The organism is Klebsiella sp. R445, assembly GCF_051131755.1.
In the GTDB taxonomy this organism is placed as follows: Bacteria; Pseudomonadota; Gammaproteobacteria; order Enterobacterales; family Enterobacteriaceae; genus Klebsiella; species Klebsiella lignicola.
Genome location: NZ_CP180446.1, coordinates 771554 through 791936, shown reverse-complemented (window position 1 = coordinate 791936; position 20383 = coordinate 771554). Strand labels below are relative to the sequence as shown.

Below are 20383 nucleotides of genomic sequence, written 5' to 3'. Positions count from 1 at the left end.
TGCATCAATTAGTGCAGAAAATTGTCTGGTTAATCACCTAACGGGGTGAACTCATAAAGCACCAGCGCGTTGCTGTCCAGGGAGTCGACAATATGCCAGCCGCTCTCCGGTGCCTCTTCCGAAACGCTCAGCGCCGGGCGGGCCTGGTGCATCAGCCACTGATAATCCTCATCGTCCGGGCCGCTGTGGCTGCGAAAGTCTTCAAACAGCGGGAATAATGCGCCGTGATTCTGATCGAACAGATGCTGTTTCACCCGCCAGCGCCCCTCAAGCCCGGACAAACGCACGCTGTAGGGCTGACGAAAGCGCTGGATAAAGGCCTCTTCGCTGGAGAGCCAGGGGTTGAACACCACCGTATTGCGCAGCAGAAGCTGATACTGATTGCCGTGACGTAACAGCAACATTTTTTTGTCGTTAACCAGTACGTCTCCGCGCAGCCGTCGCCATAACCACAGCACCCAGTAAACCGGACGGGGCAGGCCATGGAGATAGTGCAGCGCCAGGCTGGAGGTATCCAGCTTGCCGGTAACGCTCGATTCCCCTTGCAGGCCAGAGTTGAGCCAGAAGCCCGCCAGCCATACCTGCTCCGCCAGCCCCAGCAGGTTATCCATCAGCAATGCGCCGCGGAAAAACCGACCGTTGGTGTCGCGGGTATTGCCGGTTAAGGTGTTCCAGGACAACAGCCAGACCGGCAGCGACAGCTGACGCTGGCGCAGGGCGCTGTGGATCTGCCGCAGCTTATGCACCGGATAGTATTCGCTCGAGGCCAGCCTGCTGCTATCCAACTGGGCCAGATCCAGCAGTTCATTGGCGTCGGCCTGGCAGGCGAGAAAGCTGGCTTCGCTGAGAATGGGCGACTGCAGCAGCGGATCATCGCTAATGGCAAGCTCAGGGAAGCGGTGCCAGACCCCCAGCTGCGGCTGCGACAGATAGGCCTGTAAGGTCTCGCGCTGCTGCTGCCAGGCATGCTGGCGGGCCGCTTCGGTGGCCTGGGGAGACCAGTGCCAGACAAAACGCCAGCTGGCGAGGGTTGTCGCCGGGAAATGGTTGGCGGCGAGGCGCAAAAAGCGCTGTAGCAAATCACAGCGGGTGGTCAGCCCGGTATGTAAAATCACCCCCCAGCCCATTTTCGCCAGCCAGCTAAAAATTTGTTGCAGGTTATACCAGCAGGCGTAGCCAGCCATTTGCGGATCGTCCCAGCCGGTGGCAAACAACTGGCTGCTGAGAAAAGGATCGTTAATATCAATCGCGTAGACCGGCAGGCTGCGGTGTAGCTGCTCCAGCTCACGGCGTACATCCTCACGCAGTAAATCATCCAGTTCCCTGACGGTGACCACCATGCGGGTGTGGCGTAATGTGGCGACGCGGGTCGGCAGCTGGCGCAGATCGATCTGCCGGGTTTGCTGCGGGTTGAGCAGCGGCGGCGGGTTGTCCCAGCCATTTTGTTCCGGCTCATTGAGACGGGCATAGAGACGCTCGACGGCCACCGGCTGCCAGATATCCACCAGCCCGGTACGTGGGCGCGCGGATTCGCCGCTGGTTTGCGGGTGCTGCTGGCGAAACTGACGCGGCGTCACCCCATGCAGGCGTTTAAACAGATCGCTCATGATGCGGGTGCTGGCGAAACCTTGCTCCTGGGCAATCTGCTGGACCGGTTTGCGGGTGGCGATCAGCTGCTCCGCCGCCTTATTGAGACGCAGGGCAGTCATGTATTGCATGAAACTCATGCCCACTTCCTTGCGAAACAGGCGCGACAGCCAGGCTTCAGAGACAAACTCGGCGGCGGCAACATCGTGGAGCGAAAGCCGACGCTGGTAGTTTGCATCGATACGCGCCACCACCCGCTCAATGCGCCGGCTCCACTTATCTGCCCCGCGTTTGGGGCTGGAAGTCAGTGGGCGGGAGAAGCGGGTGGAGAGCAGCAGGGCAATCTCGCTCAGCCAGCGGTTGGCTTCAAGCCGGTAGCGGGCCTGATGATTCACCAGCTCTATCACCAGCAACTGGCGCATTAACCGGCGCAGATTATCATCGGCGTCGCGCGTTTCGTCGCTGACCTGGTAGCCCACGGCAAAGAACTCGCTATCGAGGCGTGTCAGCCAGCTGCAGGACAAGGTCAGGAGCATCACTGCGTTACCGGCCGCCGCGTGCAGGTGCCACCGACGGTTGCGGTTCACGATGGCCAGCTCGTCAGGGTGCAGTATCTGCTGCCCGTCACCGTCATGCAGCTCTACGTGACCTTCCAGCACCCAGATCAGGGTTAACAGCTCACTCTCCGGCTGATTGAACTGCCGAATATCGCGGACTGCGACGCTAAAATCGCCTGAATGATGCTCCACCGTCACCTCTTCTCAAGGACAAAAAATAACAGGTTATTTTTTGTCATAACCGATCTGTATGAAAAACACTCATGAATAATCCGTCAATATAAAACAAAAAAAACAGCACTTTAATGCTAATCGGACAGCATAAACTCGAAAGTGTCGCGCAAACACAATCAAGGAATAACAAAAATGACACATCCGCTTATTGAGGCATTACAGGTTAAAGAAGCATCGTTTATTGAGCTGCGCCGTCGATTCCATCAACAACCGGAAATTGGCTTCGAAGAACATAAAACCAGCGATGAGGTGGCTCGTCTGCTGACGGAGTGGGGTTATGAGGTACACCGTGGTCTGGGAGGGACCGGAGTGGTCGGAACCCTGAAGGTGGGCAACGGCGAGCGTCGTCTGGGCCTGCGGGCAGACATGGACGCATTGCCGATGCAGGAGGCCAGCGGCAAGGCCTGGGCCAGCCAGACCGATGGCCGGTTTCACGGCTGCGGCCATGACGGACATACCGCCACGCTACTCTACGCCGCCGAATATCTGGCGCGTACCCGGCAGTTCGACGGCACGCTGCATTTGATTTTCCAGCCGGCGGAAGAGCTGCTGTATGGCGGGCGGGTGATGGTCGAAGATGGTCTGTTCGATAAATTCCCCTGCGACATCCTGTTTGGCCTGCACAACATGCCGGGGCAGGCGCTGGGCAAAATTGGCCTGCGCGACGGCGCGATGATGGCCTCTTCCGATACGCTGCACATTGAAGTGAAAGGGGTCGGCGGGCATGGGGCAGTACCGGAACACACCGTCGACGCGACGCTGGTCGCCTGTCATATCACCCTCGCGCTGCAATCTATTGTGTCGCGCAATATCACCCCCTTTGAACCGGCGGTGGTGACCGTGGGCAGTATCCAGGCCGGGCATGCGCCCAATATTATCAACGACAAAGTACTGATGAAGTTGACGGTACGTACCCTCAACGAACAGGTGCGCGAAACGGTCCTCAAGCGGATCCACGACATTGCCGTTGCCCAGGCGGAAAGCTTTAACGCTACTGCCACCTTGAGCCATATCAACGGCAGCCCGGTGCTGCAAAACGATCCTGCCGCCAATGAGATGGTGCGCACGGTGGCAACCTCGCTGTTTGGCGAAGCGCTGGTCGGCGAAGTGAAGCCCTTTATGGGCAGCGAAGATTTCGCCTTTATGCTGGAGCATAACCCGCACGGAAGCTACTTCATCATCGGTGCCGGGGACGAAGCCGACCGCTGTATGGTGCATAACCCTGGCTACGACTTCAACGATGAGATCCTGCTCAAGGGCGCGGCGCTGTGGTGCGGTCTGACGGAACATTATCTGCGTTAACCACTCACGATGGGGAGGACCCACTTATGAGTTCCGTATCTCTGACCGAAGCACCTTTTGTTGGTACCGACCGTCTGCTGACGGGCATTGTGTTGAGCGTGTTGACCTTCTGGCTGTTTGCCCAGTCGGTGATTAACGTCGTACCGGCAATGAAAAACAGTCTTGATATCTCCCTTGAAACGTTGACGCTGGCGGTGAGCCTCAGCGCGTTGTTCAGCGGTTGCTTTGTGGTGGCCAGCGGCGGGCTGGCGGATAAATTTGGCCGGATGCGCATGACCCATATCGGCCTGATGCTGAGTATTGGCGGCAGTGCTCTGCTGGTGCTGGCGCAGGGGCCGTGGCTGTTTCTGGCCGGGCGCGCCCTGCAGGGGTTATCGGCGGCCTGCATTATGCCGGCCACCCTGGCGCTGATAAAAACCTGGTACGAAGGCAAAGCGCGTCAGCGGGCGGTGAGCTTCTGGGTCATCGGCTCGTGGGGCGGTAGCGGCTTATGCTCGTTTGTCGGCGGGGCTATCGCGACCGGGCTGGGCTGGCGCTGGATCTTTGTCTTTTCCATTGCCGTGGCGCTGGTGGCCTTGCTGCTGTTGCGCGGCACGCCGGAGAGCCGTAGCGCCAGCGCGCAGGAGCACAAGCTGGATATCAGCGGTTTGTTGAGCCTGATCGTCTCGCTGGTGCTGTTTAATCTGTTTATCAGCAAAGGCCACAGCTGGGGCTGGAGCAGCGGCCTGTCGCTGGCGATGCTCGCCGGTTCACTGGTGTCGGGCGGGTATTTCATCCGCAGCGGACTGCGTAAAGGGGAATCGGCGCTGATTGATTTTGCGCTGTTTCGCAACCGGGCCTACAGCGCGGCGGTACTGTCAAACTTTATGCTCAATGGCGCCGTCGGCACGATGATGATCACCAGCATCTGGCTGCAGAAAGGGCACAACCTGAGCCCGCTGGAAACCGGCGGAATGACGCTGGGCTATCTGGTCACCGTGCTGGCGATGATCCGCGTCGGTGAAAAGCTGCTGCAGCGCTACGGGGCCAGGCTGCCGATGATGACCGGGCCGGTCTTTACCGCGGTGGCAATCCTGCTTATCTCCTGCACCTTCCTCGATAAATCCGTCTATATCGTTACGGTCTTTCTCAGTAACGTGTTGTTTGGCCTTGGGCTGGGCTGCTACGCCACGCCGTCCACCGACACCGCGGTGGTGAACGCCCCGGAAAATAAAGTCGGTGTCGCTTCTGGGATTTACAAGATGGGCAGTTCGTTGGGCGGGGCGATGGGGATTGCCGTGACAGCGTCACTTTTCGCGCTGCTGTTACCGCTTGGCATGGCCAGCGCCGCGCAGTATGCCCTGTGGTTCAACGCAGCGATGTGTCTGGGCGCGACGGTAGTCAGCGCCCTGATGCTGCCGCGGCTGTCTCACAGCTGATGCTTTTTCAGCAGCGCCCGTAGCTGGTGGTAGGTTAAGCCGAGCAACTGCGCCGCCTGTTTCTGATTGAACTTCGCCTGCTGTAGGCTTGCCTGCAGCAGGTTTTTTTCTTGCTCATGCTGGAAGCTTCGTAGATCCAACGGTAGCGCAGGCCCGGCGGTTTGCAGGTCGGCATCGGCGCGCTGATGTGACGGCAGTGGCGATTGCTGCTGATGAAAAGGGTTGATGATGATGTTGTCGAGTTCGCTGTCGCTGGTGCCATGGCGATAGACCGAACGCTCCACCACGTTTTTCAGCTCACGAATATTCCCCGGCCAGCGGTAGCCCAGCAGCGTGTCGCAGGCGTTTTCGCTGAAGCCCGGAAACAGCGGCAGCCCCAGTTCGCGGCACATCTGAATGGCAAACTGATTTGCCAGCAGCATGATGTCGCTTTGCCGTTCGCGCAGCGGCGGCAACTGCACCACATCAAAGGCCAGACGGTCGAGAAGGTCGGCACGAAAATGGCCGGATTCAACCATTGCAGGCAGGTCGGCATTGGTGGCGCACACCAGCCGCACGTTGACCTGTAACGGCTGGCTGCCGCCGACGCGCTCCAGCTCACCATATTCAATCACCCGCAGCAGCTTTTCCTGTACCAGCATCGGCGCCGTGGCCAGCTCATCCAGAAACAGCGTTCCGCCATCGGCGCGTTCAAAACGGCCGGGATGACGTTTGCTGGCGCCGGTAAAAGCCCCGGCCTCATGGCCGAACAGTTCGCTATCCAGCAGGTTTTCATTTAATGCCGCGCAGTTGAGGGAGATAAACGGCCCCTGCCAGCGGGAAGAGAGAAAGTGCAGACGGTTAGCGATCAATTCTTTACCAGTACCGCGCTCGCCAATGACCAGCACCGGTTTATCGAGCGGTGCCAGCCGCGAAACCTGTTCCAGTACCTCGATAAAGCTGTTGGCTTCGCCGAGCAGGTTATCCTTGTAGTCCGCCATGATGAAATTCGCCATTTAATCGTGTGATTCACCAGGTTACTCTAGCAACCCGTTGTGCAGATAACAATCACTTCCTTTTAAATCAATAAGATAAAAACTTGGCACGTAACTTGTATTAATACTCTCAGTATTGCCACAGGCCACCGCCTGATATCAGAACTATGAGGATTATTATTATGGGTATTTTTTCTCGTTTTGCCGACATCGTGAACGCCAACATCAACTCCCTGCTGGAGAAAGCGGAAGACCCGCAGAAGCTGGTTCGCCTGATGATTCAGGAAATGGAAGACACTCTGGTGGAAGTACGTTCCACCTCGGCTCGCGCGCTGGCCGAAAAGAAACAGCTGAGCCGCCGTATCGAACAAGCCCTTGCCCAGCAGGCAGAGTGGCAGGAAAAAGCCGAACTGGCGCTGCGCAAGGATAAAGAAGATCTGGCCCGTGCGGCACTGATCGAAAAACAAAAACTGACCGACCTTATTGCCAGCCTCGAAAATGAAGCGCAGATGATCGATGAAACCCTGACGCGCATGAAAAAAGAGATTGGCGAGCTGGAAAACAAACTGAGCGAAACCCGCGCTCGCCAGCAGGCGTTAACCTTACGTCATCAGGCAGCCAGCTCCTCTCGCGACGTACGTCGTCAGCTGGACAGTGGCAAAATTGATGAAGCGATGGCGCGTTTTGAATCTTTTGAACGTCGTATCGACCATATGGAAGCGGAAGCAGAGAGCCATGGTTTTGGCAAACAGAAAACCCTGGACCAACAGTTTGCCGACCTGAAAGCGGACGACGAAATCAGCGAACAGCTGGCGGCCTTAAAAAGTAAAATGAACCAAAATAACTAATGGAATACACCCACGCCTTCGGCACATGCTGTGCAGTTCCGGCAGACTGAAGGCGCAGGTGTTGCGGCGCGGTGATGCGCCGCCGTTCACTCACTGTAAGGAGTACACATGAGTACGCTTTTTATTGCCATACCCCTGACGCTGTTCGTGCTGTTCGTATTACCGGTCTGGTTGTGGCTGCACTACAACAACCGCAGCGCCAGCGGCAGTTTATCGCAGAACGAACAGCAGCGTTTATTGCAGCTGACCGATGATGCGAAGCGCATGCGCGAACGTATCCAGACGCTGGAAGACATTCTTGATGCCGAACATCCGAACTGGAGAGAAAAATAATGGGCGGACTGGACCTGAATAAAAAACTCTGGCGCGTGCCGCAGCTTGGCATGGTCAAAGGGGTCTGCGCCGGTATTGCGCAGTACCTGGATGTACCGGTCAAACTGGTGCGCTTGATTACCGTGCTGGCGATGATATTTGGCCTGTTTTTCTTTGTGGTGGTGGCGTACATCATCCTGACCTTTGTACTCGACCCGATGCCGGATAGCGAACTGCATGGCGAGAAAATGCCCTCCAGCGGCGAACTGTTAGCCGCGGCGGACAAGGAGCTGGCGGCCAGTGAACGCCGTCTGCGGGAAATGGAGCGTTACGTCACGTCAGATACTTTTACGCTGCGCAGCCGGTTCCGCCAGCTGTAGCCTAACGACGAGGTCACGCATGAATATCAAATGGCAGCAAACAGGACAAAAGATGAAGCCCGGTCTGAAAATCGTGGGCAAGCTGGTGCTGCTGACGGCGTTACGCTACGGGCCAGCCGGGGTTGCTGGCTGGGCGGTGAAGTCGGTAGCGCGTCGACCGTTAAAAATGCTGCTGGCCGTTGCCCTTGAGCCGGTGCTCAGTCGCCTGGCCCAGCGCTTTGCCCGCGGGATGAAATAAGAGGCCGGGCAGGCGTGCCTGGCGTCTGCGGCGCAGGCAGGAGAACTTTCTGCTTATCTTCACCTAATAGCTTATAATAAAAGCACTTTCCTTCAGCGCACTACAGGATGGCAATGAAGCGACTCAAAACAGAATTCAATGCGCTGGTCAACCGCGGGGTTGACCGGCATTTACGTCTGGCGGTGACCGGCCTTAGCCGAAGTGGTAAAACCGCCTTTATCACCGCCCTGGTAAACCAACTGCTGAATATTCACTCCGGCGCGCGCCTGCCGCTGCTCAGCGCGGTCCGTGAAGAGCGCCTGCTTGGCGTCAAACGCGTGCCGCAACGTGATTTCGGCATTCCTCGTTTTACCTATGATGAAGGACTGGCGCAGCTGTATGGTTCGCCGCCGGTGTGGCCGACGCCGACCCGCGGGGTCAGTGAAATTCGCCTGGCGCTACGCTACCGCTCCAGCGAATCGCTGCTGCGTCACTTTAAAGAAACCTCCACGCTGTATCTGGAAATCGTCGATTACCCAGGTGAATGGCTGCTCGATTTACCGATGCTGGCCCAGGATTACCTGAGCTGGTCACGGCAGATGACCGGCCTGTTGCAAGGGGATCGTGCGGAGTGGTCAGCTCGCTGGCGTCAGCTGTGCGAAGGGCTGGACCCGCTGGCGCCGGCGGATGAAAACCGCCTGGCGGAGATTGCCGCCGCGTGGACCGACTATCTGCACGCCTGCAAGCGTGAAGGGCTGCACTTTATTCAGCCAGGCCGCTTTGTGCTGCCCGGCGACATGGCCGGGGCGCCCGCGCTACAGTTTTTCCCGTGGCCGGATGTCGACGCGATCGGGGAAGCCAGGCTGACGCAGGCCGACAGACACAGCAATGTCGGCATGTTGCGCGAGCGCTTTAAGTACTACTGCGAAAAAGTAGTGAAGGGCTTTTACAAGGATCATTTCCTGCGCTTTGACCGCCAGATCGTGCTGGTGGACTGTCTGCAGCCGTTGAACAGCGGGCCGCAGGCCTTTAACGATATGCGCCTGGCGCTGACCCAGTTGATGCAGAGTTTTCATTATGGCCAGCGGACCCTGTTCCGCCGCCTGTTTTCCCCGGTGATCGACAAACTGCTGTTTGCCGCTACCAAAGCTGACCACGTCACCGTCGATCAGCACGGCAATATGGTCTCTCTGCTGCAGCAGTTGATTCAGGATGCCTGGCAAAATGCCGCCTTCGAAGGTATCAGCATGGACTGCCTGGGCCTGGCGTCGATTCAGGCGACGCAGAGCGGGTTAATCGAGGTTAACGGCGAGAAAATTCCCGCACTGCGCGGGGCTCGCCTGAGCGATGGTCAGCCCCTGACGGTCTATCCGGGTGAAGTACCGGCCCGTCTGCCGGGCCAGGCGTTCTGGCAACAGCAGGGGTTCCAGTTTGAGAATTTCCGTCCGCAGGTGATGGACGTTGATAAGCCGCTGCCGCATATCCGCATGGACGCAGCGCTTGAATTTTTGATCGGAGATAAATTGCGATGAGCGAACCGATAAAACCGCGTATCGACTTCGACGGGCCGCTGGAAGCGGAGAAAATAGATGCCCTGAAATCGGCCCGAGCCTTTGATGGCGTCGAGGCGGAGAAATTTGCCCCGGCCCGCCTCGACGCGCTGGAAGAAGAAGAGGGCGCAGCAGAGGCGGTGGTGGAGTCGGTGCTGCGGCCAAAACGCAGCCTGTGGCGGCGGATGGTAAGCACCGGGCTGGCGATCTTTGGCGTCAGCGTGGTGGCGCAAGGGGTACAGTGGACCATGACCGCCTGGCAGACGCAGGACTGGATCTCCCTCGGCGGCTGCGTCGCCGGGGCGCTGATTGTCGGCGCCGGCGTCGGCTCGGTGGCGACCGAATGGCGTCGCTTGTGGCGTCTGCGCCAGCGCGCTCATGAGCGCGATGAGGCCCGGGATCTGATGCACAGCCATGCGGTCGGCAAAGGGCGCGCATTTTGCGAGAAGCTGGCCCAGCAGGCTGGACTGGATCAGGCGCACCCGGCGTTACAACGCTGGTATGCGGCCATCCACGAAACGCAAAATGACCGCGAAGTGGTCAGTCTGTACGCGCAACTGGTGCAGCCGGTTCTCGATGCCCAGGCGCGCCGAGAAATTAGCCGTTCGGCGGCGGAATCGACGCTGATGATCGCCGTCAGTCCGCTGGCGCTGGTGGATATGGCGTTTATCGCCTGGCGTAATCTGCGGCTGATTAACCGCATCGCCACGCTGTACGGTATCGAACTGGGCTATTACAGCCGCCTGCGTCTGTTCCGCCTGGTGCTGCTGAATATCGCCTTCGCCGGGGCCAGTGAACTGGTGCGCGAAGTAGGTATGGACTGGATGTCGCAGGATCTGGCGGCGCGCTTATCGGCGCGCGCGGCCCAGGGGATCGGTGCCGGGTTGCTGACCGCCCGTCTGGGGATTAAGGCCATGGAGCTGTGCCGTCCGCTGCCGTGGATCGCCGACGATAAACCGCGGCTGGGTGATTTCCGCCGCGAACTGATAGGCCAGCTCAAGGATACGTTGCAGAAGGGTAAACCTCAGGCCTGATAGCGACGTCAATCATCAGGGCCGTCGGCTAACCGGCGGCTTTTTTGTTTCCGCGCGCCGGGCACAGCGCCAGTGAGCGGATATCTTTACGCCACAACGGCGCTTTTTCCGCCATGCTGTCAATATTTGTTGACAGCTATCTTCACGCCAGCAAATAACTGTCCTATTATTCATCCGTCATTGGCCTTTTTAGGGTGAAAACTCCCATGCGTCTTGAAGTCTTTTGTGAAGACCGTCTTGGTCTGACCCGTGAATTATTGGATTTGCTGGTGCTACGCGGTATCGATTTACGCGGCATTGACATCGATCCTATTGGCCGAATTTACCTCAATTTTGCCGAGCTGGAGTTTGCCAACTTCAGCAGCCTGATGGCGGAAATCCGCCGTATTTCCGGCGTGACCGACGTGCGTACCGTGCCATGGATGCCGTCGGAGCGTGAACACCTGGCGCTGAGCGCGCTGCTGGTGGCGATGCCGGAGCCGGTGCTGTCGCTGGATACCAAAGGCAAGGTTGAACTGGCGAACCCCGCCAGCTGCCAGCTGTTTGCGCAAAGCCCGGAGCGGCTGCGTAATCATCCGGTCGCGCAGTTAATTACCGATTTTAACGTTCAGCGCTGGCTGGAAAGCAGCCCGCAGGAGTCGCTGAGCGAACATGTGGTGGTGAACGGACAGAACTTCGTGCTGGAAATCACCCCGGTGTACCTGGAAGGTGAGCACGGTGAACGGGTCCTGACCGGTGCGGTCGCGATGTTGCGTTCGACCGTGCGTATGGGGCGTCAACTGCAAACCATGACCACCCAGGACACCAGCGCCTTCAGCCAGATTCTGGCCGTCGGGCCGAAAATGCGTCATGTCGTTGAGCAGGCCCGTAAGCTGGCGATGCTGAGCGCGCCGCTGCTGATTGTCGGCGATACCGGCACGGGCAAAGATTTACTGGCGCATGCCTGCCATCTGGCGAGTCCGCGGGCGGCTAAACCCTATCTGGCACTGAACTGCGGCTCGATTCCGGAAGATGCGGTGGAGAGCGAGCTGTTCGGCGACGCCATTCAGGGCAAAAAAGGCTTCTTTGAGCAGGCCAACGGCGGCTCGGTGCTGCTGGATGAAATCGGCGAAATGTCGCCGCGGATGCAGACTAAACTGCTGCGTTTTCTCAATGACGGCACCTTCCGTCGGGTCGGGGAAGATCACGAAGTTCATGTCGATGTCCGGGTTATCTGCGCCACCCAGAAGAATCTGGTGGAGCTGGTGCAGAAGGGGTTATTCCGCGAAGATCTCTACTATCGTCTGAATGTACTGACCCTGAATCTGCCGCCGCTGCGCGACTGTCCGCAGGACATCATTCCGCTGACCGAACTGTTTGTCGCCCGTTTTGCCGACGAGCAGGGGATCCCGCGGCCGAAACTCTCTGCCGATCTCAGTACCGTCCTGACCCGCTACAGCTGGCCTGGCAACGTTCGTCAGCTGAAGAATGCGGTCTACCGCGCGTTAACTCAGTTGGATGGTTACGAGATGCGTCCGCAGGATATTTTGCTGCCGGACCACGATGCGGCCTCTCTTCCGGTAGGCGAAGAGGCCATGGAGGGATCGCTGGACGATATTACCCGTCGTTTTGAGCGCTCGGTGCTGACCCAGCTGTACCGTAGTTTCCCGAGCACCCGCAAACTGGCGAAACGTCTTGGGGTATCGCATACGGCGATCGCCAATAAGCTGCGCGAATACGGCCTCAGCCAGAAAAAAGGCGAGGAGTAAGTCTGTCACCGGCTGCCCGCAGCCGGTTGATTATGACGAAGGGGCTGTCTTTCGCACCGTTCTGTATATACTCAGGTTTTACTCATTCTCCCAGGAATACGGATGTCGACTTCGCCGGGTCATCTGCTTCAGTGGATGAAACTGCTGGCTCTCTCTGCCGGACTCTCATGGCTGCTGTTCTGGCTTCATCTGCCGGCGGCGCTGCTGCTGGGGCCGATGATCGCCGGGATCGCCCTGAGCCTGCGCGGGGCCAACATCCGGGTACCCCGTCCCTTTTTTATTGCCGCCCAGGCCATTATCGGCTGCATGATCGCCCGCACGCTGACCCCCTCGATTTTTGGCGTGCTCATCGAGCACTGGCCGCTGGTGCTGTTCATTCTGCTCTCCACTCTTGCCGTCAGCGCCCTGACCGGTTGGTTGTTGGTTCGCTATAGCTCGCTCCCCGGCGCGACCGGGGCGTGGGGCAGCTCGCCCGGCGGCGCCTCGGCGATGGTGGTGATGGCGCAGGATTACGGTGCTGACGTGCGGCTGGTGGCGTTGATGCAGTACCTGCGGGTGCTTTTTGTGGCCGGGGCCGCGGCGCTGGTGGTGCGCTTTACCCTCGGTGGCGAAGCCCAGGAGATGAGCCAGCAGATAGTCTGGTTTCCGCCCGTAACCTGGCAATTGCCCTGTACATTGCTGCTGACCGCCGCCGCAGGATGGCTGGGGCTGAAAACGCGTTTTCCTTCCGGCGTCATGCTCTTTCCGATGCTAGCCGGCGCGCTGGTGCAAGGCGAGGGCTGGCTGATGCTGGAGCTGCCGGAATGGTTATTGGCACTGGCTTATGCCGCTGTTGGCTGGAGCGTTGGTCTAAAGTTTAATAAGGCCATCTTTTTGCTGGCCCTCAAGACGCTGCCGCAGATTATCGCCTCGATTATCGGCCTGATTGTGGTCTGCGCGTTGATGGCGCTGGGGGTGACTCAGGTACTGCCGCTTGATTTTATGACCGCCTATCTGGCGACCAGCCCCGGTGGACTGGATACGGTGGCGATTATCGCCGCCGGCACGCGGGCTGATATGTCGTTTATCATGGCGATGCAGACCTTGCGGTTGTTTACTATTTTGCTGACCGGCCCGGCGATCGCGCGCTTTATTTCGCGCTATGCGCCGCAGAAATAGCGCCGCAGAAATAAAAAAGCCCCCGTCACCGGAGGCTTGTGTTTCGCGGGCTATCTTAGCCTTTCAGCGAAGCCAGGGCTGCATCGTAGTCCGGCTCTTCGGTGATTTCATTCACCAGCTGGCTGTATACAACCTGGTCATTTTCATCAACAACGACCACAGCACGTGCTGCCAGACCCGCCAGCGGACCGGCTGCAATAGCTACGCCGTAATCAGCCAGGAACTGCGGAGCGCGCAGGGTGGAGAGGGTGACGACATTGTTCAGGCCTTCCGCGCCGCAGAAACGAGACTGGGCGAACGGCAGGTCGGCAGAGATGCATAACACAACGGTGTTATCCAGCTCGGATGCCAGTTGGTTGAATTTACGTACCGATGCCGCGCACACGCCGGTATCGATGCTCGGGAAAATATTCAGTACTTTACGTTTGCCGGCGAACTGGCTCAGCGCGACGTCAGAGAGATCTTTGGCGACCAGCGTAAACGGCTGCGCTGCGGCGCCTGCCTGAGGAATGGTGCCCTGAACAGAAACGGGGTTGCCCTGGAAATGCACGGTTTGTGACATGTTTATCTTCCTGTTTACATATAGTTAACGTCACCGGTAGTGTATGACATCCGTTATCGGCACGGCAAATCCTATTTACTGTTTCCCCTGGAGGAACCTGGGAATGCGAAATCTGCGAGTGTATGAAGAAGCCTGGCCCTTACATACCCCCTTTGTGATTGCCCGCGGCAGCCGCAGCGAGGCAAAAGTGGTGGTGGTCGAAGTGGAAGAGAACGGCGTGAAAGGCGTCGGGGAGTGTACCCCCTATCCACGCTATGGCGAGAGCATCGCTTCGGTGATGGCGCAGATCCTCGCCATTGGCGAGCAACTGGAGAGCGGCGTTACCCGCGAACAGCTGCAGCAGCTATTGCCGGCCGGCGCGGCGCGTAATGCCGTGGATTGCGCTTTGTGGGATTTGCAGGCCAGAAGCGTCGGGAAAACGATCCCGCAACTGCTGGGGGTGGGGCTGCCGAATCGGGTGGTCACGGCGCAAACCGTGGTGATTGGCACCCCGGAGCAGATGGCGGCCAGTGCCGCAGCGCTGTGGGAAAACGGCGCCCGGCTCCTGAAGGTGAAGCTGGACGATCATCTGATCAGCGAACGACTGATTGCCATCCGTAACGCGGTGCCGCAGGCCACGCTGATTGTCGACGCCAATGAATCCTGGCACAGCGACGGGCTGGCGGCACGTTGTCAGCTGCTGGCAGATATTGGCGTGGCGATGCTCGAGCAGCCGCTACCGGCGGACGATGATGCCGCGCTGGAGAATTTTATTCATCCGTTGCCGATCTGTGCCGATGAAAGCTGCCATACCCGTTCCAGCCTGCCGAAGCTGCGCGGGCGCTATGAGATGGTGAATATCAAGCTGGATAAAACTGGCGGTCTGACCGAAGCGCTGTTTCTGGCTCAGGAGGCTGAGGAGCTTGGGTTTGAACGGATGCTCGGCTGCATGCTCTGCACGTCGCGGGCCATCTCTGCGGCGCTACCGCTGGCACCGCTGGCGCGCTTTGCCGATCTGGACGGTCCTACCTGGCTGGCGGTGGATGTTGAACCGGCGCTGCATTTCAGCACCGGCGTGCTTCATCTCTGAGGGTGCCAGTGCAGCAGGTCAGTCATCGCCGACAGATACTTTTCTGTCGCTTCGTCAGCTGAAACGGGCGGGAACTCGGCGGTAATGCAGGGCAGGCCGATATCGGCGCACCAGCTGCCAAAAGAGCCCGGCGTCTCGTAACCCACGCTACTGACCAGCGGCAGCGTAAAGGCATCTGCCAGCCATTGCCCCAGCTCACTGTGGCCGCGGTCTTCAATGCAGGCCAGCGGATCGTGAAACGAGACCACCCACGCCGGGTGGATCTGGTGGATCAGCTGGCACAGCGCCTGGGTTTCGGGTTCCGAACCGGGCTTTTCTCCGGTCAGCAGTACTACGTCACGCTGCTCCGCGGCGCTATTCCAGCGATACACCGTTTCCCCTTCTTTCCAGTTTGCCGCCGGGAAGTTACGGTTCAGATCGACGCCCCGGGCGTTGGCCCGCAGCCCCAACTGACAGCCGTCAGGGTTCACCGCCAGCACCACATGATGACGCCGTAATTCTGGCTTGAGCGTGCGCAGCGCGCAGGAGAGCGTGACGACCGAAGAGTTTTCATCACCATGGGTCCCGGCAAGGATCAGCCCGCTGTGGCTTTCCGCCAGCGGAGCGGGGAACCAGAGCAGCGGCGCCCCAAGATGGGACTGACCATAGCGTTGTGTGCCGGGCGGAAAGGCGCCGCGCAGTGGGCGAGGACGAGAAAGAGGCATAGGGCATCCTGTTAGCAGGTTATTTCCAGCAGTGTTGTGTAAAAGCGCCCCGGAATCAAATAGTTTCCTGTCGCCGTTAAAACACAAGAGAGGTCAATTTTCTCTCATAAGCCGTTTGCAATTTTCGATGATGAAACAAATAATTATCGTTCTGCCAGCTTTGGTTCTTTTATTTTAAAGGGGATCTCATGAAGTATCCTGTCACATTGACATGCGGCGCGCTGTGGTTAGCCAGCGTTTCTTCTCTTGCCTGGGCGGCGGATGTCCCTCAGGGCACCGTATTAGCGGAAAAGCAGGTGCTGGTACGGCACATTAAAGATGAGCCAGCGTCGTTAGATCCCGCCAAAGCCGTTGGTCTGCCGGAAATCCAGGTCATTCGCGATCTGTTTGAAGGTTTAGTCAACCAGGACGCAAAAGGCAATATTATCCCTGGCGTTGCAACCCGCTGGCAGAGCAACGACAACCGCGTCTGGACCTTTACCCTGCGCGATAATGCGCGTTGGTCCGATGGCTCGCCGGTCACCGCACAAGATTTTGTCTACAGCTGGCAGCGACTGGTCGATCCGAAAACCACATCGCCATTTGCCTGGTTCGCCGCGCTGGCGGGGATCAGCAATGCCCAGAATATTATCGACGGCAAGGCCGCGCCAGATACCCTGGGCGTCACCGCCGTGGATGCGCGCACCCTGCGCGTACAGCTCGATAAACCGCTGCCGTGGTTCAGTAATCTGACCGCCAGCTTTGCCTTCTATCCGGTTCAGAAAGCGAATGTTGAAAGCGGAGCCAACTGGACCCGTCCGGGCAGCCTGATCGGTAACGGCGCGTATGTCTTAAAGGACCGGGTGGTGAACGAAAAGCTGGTGGTCGTGCCGAACAGCCACTATTGGGATAACGCCAAAACGGTGATCCAGCAGGTGACCTTCGTGCCGATCAACCAGGAGTCGTCGGCGACCAAGCGTTATCTGGCCGGTGATATTGATATCACTGAGTCCTTCCCGAAAAACATGTATCAGAAATTGCTAAAAGATATTCCTGGTCAGGTGTACACCCCGCCACAGCTGGGAACCTACTATTACGCCTTCAATACCCAAAAAGGGCCGACCGCCGATGAGCGCGTGCGTCTGGCGCTGAGTATGACCATCGACCGGCGTATCATGGCCGAGAAGGTACTGGGGACCGGTGAAAAACCGGCCTGGCACTTTACCCCGGACGTGACAGCCGGGTTTACCCCGCAGCCTTCGCAGATGGAAAGCATGAGCCAGGCCGAGCTGAACGCCCAGGCGAAAGCGCTGCTGCAGGCGGCAGGCTATGGTCCGGGCCGTCCTTTACAACTGACGCTGCTCTATAACACCTCAGAAAACCACCAGAAAATTGCGATAGCGGTGGCGTCGATGTGGAAGAAGAATCTCGGCGTGGACGTGAAGCTGCAGAACCAGGAGTGGAAAACCTACATCGATAGCCGCAACACCGGTAATTTTGATGTGATCCGCGCGTCGTGGGTGGGGGATTACAATGAACCTTCGACTTTCCTGTCGCTGCTGACGTCGACCCATAGCGGCAATATTTCCCGCTTTAACGACCCGGCCTATGACAAAATTCTGAATCAGGCGGCGCTGGAAACTTCGGAGAAAGCGCGAAATGATGATTACAACGCGGCAGAAAAAATCATCATGAGCAAAGCGCCGATTGCGCCAATCTACCAGTACACCAACGGCCGGTTAATTAAACCGTGGCTGAAAGGCTACCCGATCAATAACCCGGAAGACGTGGCCTATAGCCGCACGATGTATATCGAAAAGCATTAAGCTAGAGTTAACTCCGGAATATCACCATGGCGCGATAATTCGCGCCATTTTTTACGCCGGTACTGGCTGTGTCTCTCCTGAAACGTCACAAAGTGATGGCGGTAGCTATCGCGCCATCTGCCGGTGGGCTACGCTTAAAAGTGCCTGCCATTCTTTCCTGTTACTGATACCCGTTCTCTCGGCTTTTTAAAGTGTTAAGAGGGATCCGCATGAACGCAGTGAGATCGCTTTCCCCGGTGTTGGTTATTGCGACCTTGTTGCTACTCAGTTCATTTTCCCAGGCTGCCGGGACAGAACCGGCTAAATGTCTCGAGCCCCAGCGGGTTAAAGCGATGCTCGCTCACTTTAAGGTCAGTGCGCAGGATGAAGATGGCAAAGAGGTGCGGCAATACAGCGTTAAGGATCATTGTGATAATGGCGATTTTACTAAACTCATCCTCGCACTTGAGCAAATTAAAACCGTTTCAAAAATAAAAGTCCCGTCAAAAGAACGGTCCGATTCCGGCAAAGCACAGTCGTTTGAATATATTACCAGCAGGATCAAAAATATTATTCTGTTACCCCACAACGCGAACATTTGCGGGTTTCAGGAAGGGGGCGTGGTGTTGGATAGCGAGAAAGCAGACAAAACCATGCGCCTGTGTATGTTAAATGGCGAGGCGTCGGTCTCAGGTCTTGCCATGACCCTCGTTCACGAAGCCCGCCATATGGATGGGTTTAAGCATGTGAAATGTACCCATGGGATCTTTATGTCGTTATCCTATCCCGAGTGCGATAGGTCATTTGAAGAGCAGGGGAGTCATGCCTTTCAGCTTTCCTATTTATTGAAGCTACATAAAATATTAAAAAACGAAGGCGACAAATTTAAAGTACGGATGCTGATCGTCCACACCGTAGAATATGCCTTCAACGATGCCCCCTTTGGCCTGAAGAAAGGAGGCCTGATTTTAGACAGCCAAAACAGAGTGCTGTTTTTTGACGGGCAGCAATTGACGCTGATTAAAGCGTTCGAGGATAACATCGTGGCACTGGCCAACTATAATGGCTACCCGGTTGTTTTTCATGAAAATGGCAAAGTCGAAGCCTATACTTTTTTACCCGCATGGGACCCGATAAAAGGGCCAATAGTCAGTCATTACCAGCGGCTTTCGCCGGAGGATCGCGCAGTCATTCGCGACGCTTACTTTGGCAATAAAGAACAGTGCTATCTGCTGCGGGTTAAGATAGCCTGCGTGCAGAAAGAAGGATTTACCCACTTTGTATTCGACGGCATTACCCCGGTGGTGTTTTTTGACGAGCCGGATATGAGTCAGTACTTTCTGATGCGCATAATGAGTGAAGACGGGAAGATTTATAATATCCCGGGCTCAGTATTATTTACCAGCAAAGAGAAAAACTTCAATTCGGCGTTTGAATTTAAAAAGGTGGTGTATCCGAAAGGGGTATCATCTTACGCTGTGGATAACAGCGGCGGGCTTATTGGTATCAATCTGCAAGGAACCGTAGTGTATAGAGCTAATAATGAGCCGTCATGGCGGGCAATCCCGGATTTCGATGGAATAACGGCCAAAAAGGTCATTCCTTATTACTGGTCACCACAGTTACAGGCGATGCTGAACTGATGAAGGAGTTGCGCTTGCAGACATCAGGTCATCGCTGTCTTCTGGATATAAAGATACGCTAGCGTATGACCTGATTCATTTTATTAGCTACCTGATAATTGAAAATAATATAATTTGGACTGACAGAATATACTCTACTCAACGCGTCATAACGTCTCGAAGGTGCATGAGGTGGCAGTCCCATTATGTTATTAAATGGTTAATATGATTGCTATATTATGTATTAGTCTTTCTTATGCTTAGGCGTGTTAGTGGTAAGTAAAGTTTTTCCTGTTAGCTAAACGTTGTGGTTAACGACGCTTCTTGAACGTAAACTGTTGTTTTTTTCTGTCTCTGATATAAGAAACGAGAGAAAAAACAGCGACAAGAAGCAGTATTATTGCCAGAACTAAAAACAGTAAGTTTGCCATTTTTTATTCCCCGGGACGTTCATGGATATTCTTGCTTTTATCAAATGCAATCTACTCCAGGGTTAAGAAAAATCCTAATTAAATATTTTGGCTTGTTTATAGAAATGCGTTTTTATGCTGCGTAAGTGATTTTTTTGGCGAGAAATGCCAATAACCAATAAGGGGTATAGCATGTTATGGATACGACAGATGGATTTTTCACTTAAAAATTCCGGGCTAACTCGGCTTTAAACAGGATCAGTGTCGCACGATAAGTATGCAGGCAGGTTGCGTATATGTCTAAAAAATAAATATAAATTGCAGAATCGTTGAACACCTGAATGTGGGGCTAAAACGAGAGAATGGCAGATGCGATAAGCCCCTCTGTAAGACGTATTCAGTAGCACAATACGCGCGCCGTTTGCGCAGATGATGCCAAGGGGCTTCGATTATTTTCTGGGTAAAGCACCAGATGGTGCGGCAAAAGCAGGATAGATTTGCCGGGCGTTAATCCACGTTGTTGAAGTAATCCCGGGCAACCGTCTCGACGCCCTTTGGCTCGAGACCAGTCTTGTCGGCAATCATTTCAATGAACTGTTTGAATTTATCGGTCATCACGTTACCGCCATCCCAGTGGGCGACGTAGAAGCGACATTGATAACGATAAAAGTGGAGGGTGGTATCTCCTAACGTGTAGTACATAAACATCTCCAGTTCAGTCTCTCGGAAAAACAGCCATCGTAATAGCAATAACCTATAACGCGCAGGTTTACCAGTCCATCCTCCTCCCAAATAGCGGAAATATCCAGAGATGTCGCTGGTGCGATGATGCTTTATTACTCATGCCAGGATCGGTGTGGACATTACGTTTATGCTCAGTATGGCAGTGGCTAAAGGCGAGCTAAAGCGGGGA

Annotated in this window: 19 protein-coding genes; 13 read left to right on the top strand and 6 right to left on the bottom strand. The window is 56.4% G+C overall.

From position 1 onward, the window contains the following. Positions 1-29 precede the first annotated feature (29 nt). Positions 30-2336 (bottom strand): helix-turn-helix transcriptional regulator, encoded by a 2307-nt coding sequence (locus ACMYSN_RS03650; protein ID WP_462497051.1) that lies wholly within the window; start codon positions 2334-2336, stop codon positions 30-32. Between the two features lie 174 nt (positions 2337-2510). Here ACMYSN_RS03650 and ACMYSN_RS03645 point away from each other — a divergent pair, with 174 nt between their 5' ends. Together ACMYSN_RS03645 and ACMYSN_RS03640 are read left to right on the top strand one after the other, a co-directional pair. Further along, on the top strand, positions 2511-3680 hold the full coding sequence (locus ACMYSN_RS03645; RefSeq protein WP_462497050.1) for a M20 aminoacylase family protein: 1170 nt from the start codon (positions 2511-2513) through the stop codon (positions 3678-3680). Between the two features lie 26 nt (positions 3681-3706). After that, a complete protein-coding gene (locus ACMYSN_RS03640; protein WP_462497049.1) occupies positions 3707-5098 on the top strand; it encodes an MFS transporter in 1392 nt (463 codons plus the stop codon). Here ACMYSN_RS03640 and pspF read toward each other — a convergent pair. After that, a complete protein-coding gene (gene pspF / locus ACMYSN_RS03635; protein WP_462497048.1) occupies positions 5089-6093 on the bottom strand; it encodes a phage shock protein operon transcriptional activator in 1005 nt (334 codons plus the stop codon). The two genes, ACMYSN_RS03640 and pspF, sit on opposite strands and share 10 nt — an antisense overlap. A gap of 161 nt (positions 6094-6254) precedes the next feature. On the opposite strand from pspF, the gene pspA reads away from it, so the two are divergent. From pspA to ACMYSN_RS03595, 8 genes are all read left to right on the top strand, one after another. Then, complete coding sequence (gene pspA, locus ACMYSN_RS03630) at positions 6255-6920, top strand: phage shock protein PspA (protein ID WP_123754066.1); 666 nt, start codon at positions 6255-6257, stop codon at positions 6918-6920. A 108-nt stretch (positions 6921-7028) separates the two neighbouring features. Further along, complete coding sequence (pspB, locus tag ACMYSN_RS03625) at positions 7029-7253, top strand: envelope stress response membrane protein PspB (protein ID WP_123707669.1); 225 nt, start codon at positions 7029-7031, stop codon at positions 7251-7253. Continuing rightward, on the top strand, positions 7253-7612 hold the full coding sequence (gene pspC / locus ACMYSN_RS03620; RefSeq protein WP_462497047.1) for an envelope stress response membrane protein PspC: 360 nt from the start codon (positions 7253-7255) through the stop codon (positions 7610-7612). Before pspB ends, pspC begins: the two co-directional genes overlap by 1 nt. A 19-nt stretch (positions 7613-7631) precedes the next feature. After that, entirely contained in the window at positions 7632-7850 is a 219-nt protein-coding gene (gene pspD / locus ACMYSN_RS03615) for a phage shock protein PspD (RefSeq protein ID WP_174508883.1), read from the top strand. A 113-nt stretch (positions 7851-7963) separates the two neighbouring features. After that, positions 7964-9361, top strand: coding sequence for a YcjX family GTP-binding protein (locus ACMYSN_RS03610; protein ID WP_462497046.1), 1398 nt, complete (start codon positions 7964-7966; stop codon positions 9359-9361). Then, positions 9358-10413: a TIGR01620 family protein gene (locus ACMYSN_RS03605; protein ID WP_462497045.1), complete on the top strand. Its 1056-nt coding sequence runs from the start codon at positions 9358-9360 to the stop codon at positions 10411-10413. Before ACMYSN_RS03610 ends, ACMYSN_RS03605 begins: the two co-directional genes overlap by 4 nt. Before the next feature lie 206 nt (positions 10414-10619). Continuing rightward, positions 10620-12161: a transcriptional regulator TyrR gene (tyrR, locus tag ACMYSN_RS03600; protein WP_123754071.1), complete on the top strand. Its 1542-nt coding sequence runs from the start codon at positions 10620-10622 to the stop codon at positions 12159-12161. A 102-nt stretch (positions 12162-12263) separates the two neighbouring features. Then, a complete protein-coding gene (locus ACMYSN_RS03595; protein WP_462497044.1) occupies positions 12264-13319 on the top strand; it encodes an AbrB family transcriptional regulator in 1056 nt (351 codons plus the stop codon). 55 nt (positions 13320-13374) lie between these two features. On the opposite strand, the gene tpx is transcribed toward ACMYSN_RS03595, so the two are convergent. Continuing rightward, on the bottom strand, positions 13375-13881 hold the full coding sequence (tpx, locus tag ACMYSN_RS03590; RefSeq protein ID WP_123754072.1) for a thiol peroxidase: 507 nt from the start codon (positions 13879-13881) through the stop codon (positions 13375-13377). Positions 13882-13984: 103 nt separating this feature from the next. On the opposite strand from tpx, the gene ycjG reads away from it, so the two are divergent. Continuing rightward, positions 13985-14950: a dipeptide epimerase gene (gene ycjG / locus ACMYSN_RS03585; RefSeq protein WP_462497043.1), complete on the top strand. Its 966-nt coding sequence runs from the start codon at positions 13985-13987 to the stop codon at positions 14948-14950. On the opposite strand, the gene mpaA is transcribed toward ycjG, so the two are convergent. After that, the gene (gene mpaA / locus ACMYSN_RS03580) at positions 14941-15654 is read right to left on the bottom strand and encodes a murein peptide amidase A (RefSeq protein WP_462497042.1); all 714 of its coding nucleotides are present in this window, start codon (positions 15652-15654) and stop codon (positions 14941-14943) included. The two genes, ycjG and mpaA, sit on opposite strands and share 10 nt — an antisense overlap. A gap of 188 nt (positions 15655-15842) precedes the next feature. Here mpaA and ACMYSN_RS03575 point away from each other — a divergent pair, with 188 nt between their 5' ends. Continuing rightward, positions 15843-17459 (top strand): peptide ABC transporter substrate-binding protein, encoded by a 1617-nt coding sequence (locus ACMYSN_RS03575; protein ID WP_123754075.1) that lies wholly within the window; start codon positions 15843-15845, stop codon positions 17457-17459. 209 nt (positions 17460-17668) lie between these two features. After that, a complete protein-coding gene (locus ACMYSN_RS03570) occupies positions 17669-19081 on the top strand; it encodes a hypothetical protein (protein WP_462497041.1) in 1413 nt (470 codons plus the stop codon). Positions 19082-19371: 290 nt separating this feature from the next. Here ACMYSN_RS03570 and ACMYSN_RS03565 read toward each other — a convergent pair whose 3' ends face one another. Then, positions 19372-19491, bottom strand: coding sequence for a small membrane protein (locus ACMYSN_RS03565; RefSeq protein WP_174508874.1), 120 nt, complete (start codon positions 19489-19491; stop codon positions 19372-19374). A gap of 486 nt (positions 19492-19977) precedes the next feature. Continuing rightward, complete coding sequence (locus ACMYSN_RS03560) at positions 19978-20172, bottom strand: hypothetical protein (RefSeq protein ID WP_462497040.1); 195 nt, start codon at positions 20170-20172, stop codon at positions 19978-19980. Positions 20173-20383 lie beyond the last annotated feature (211 nt).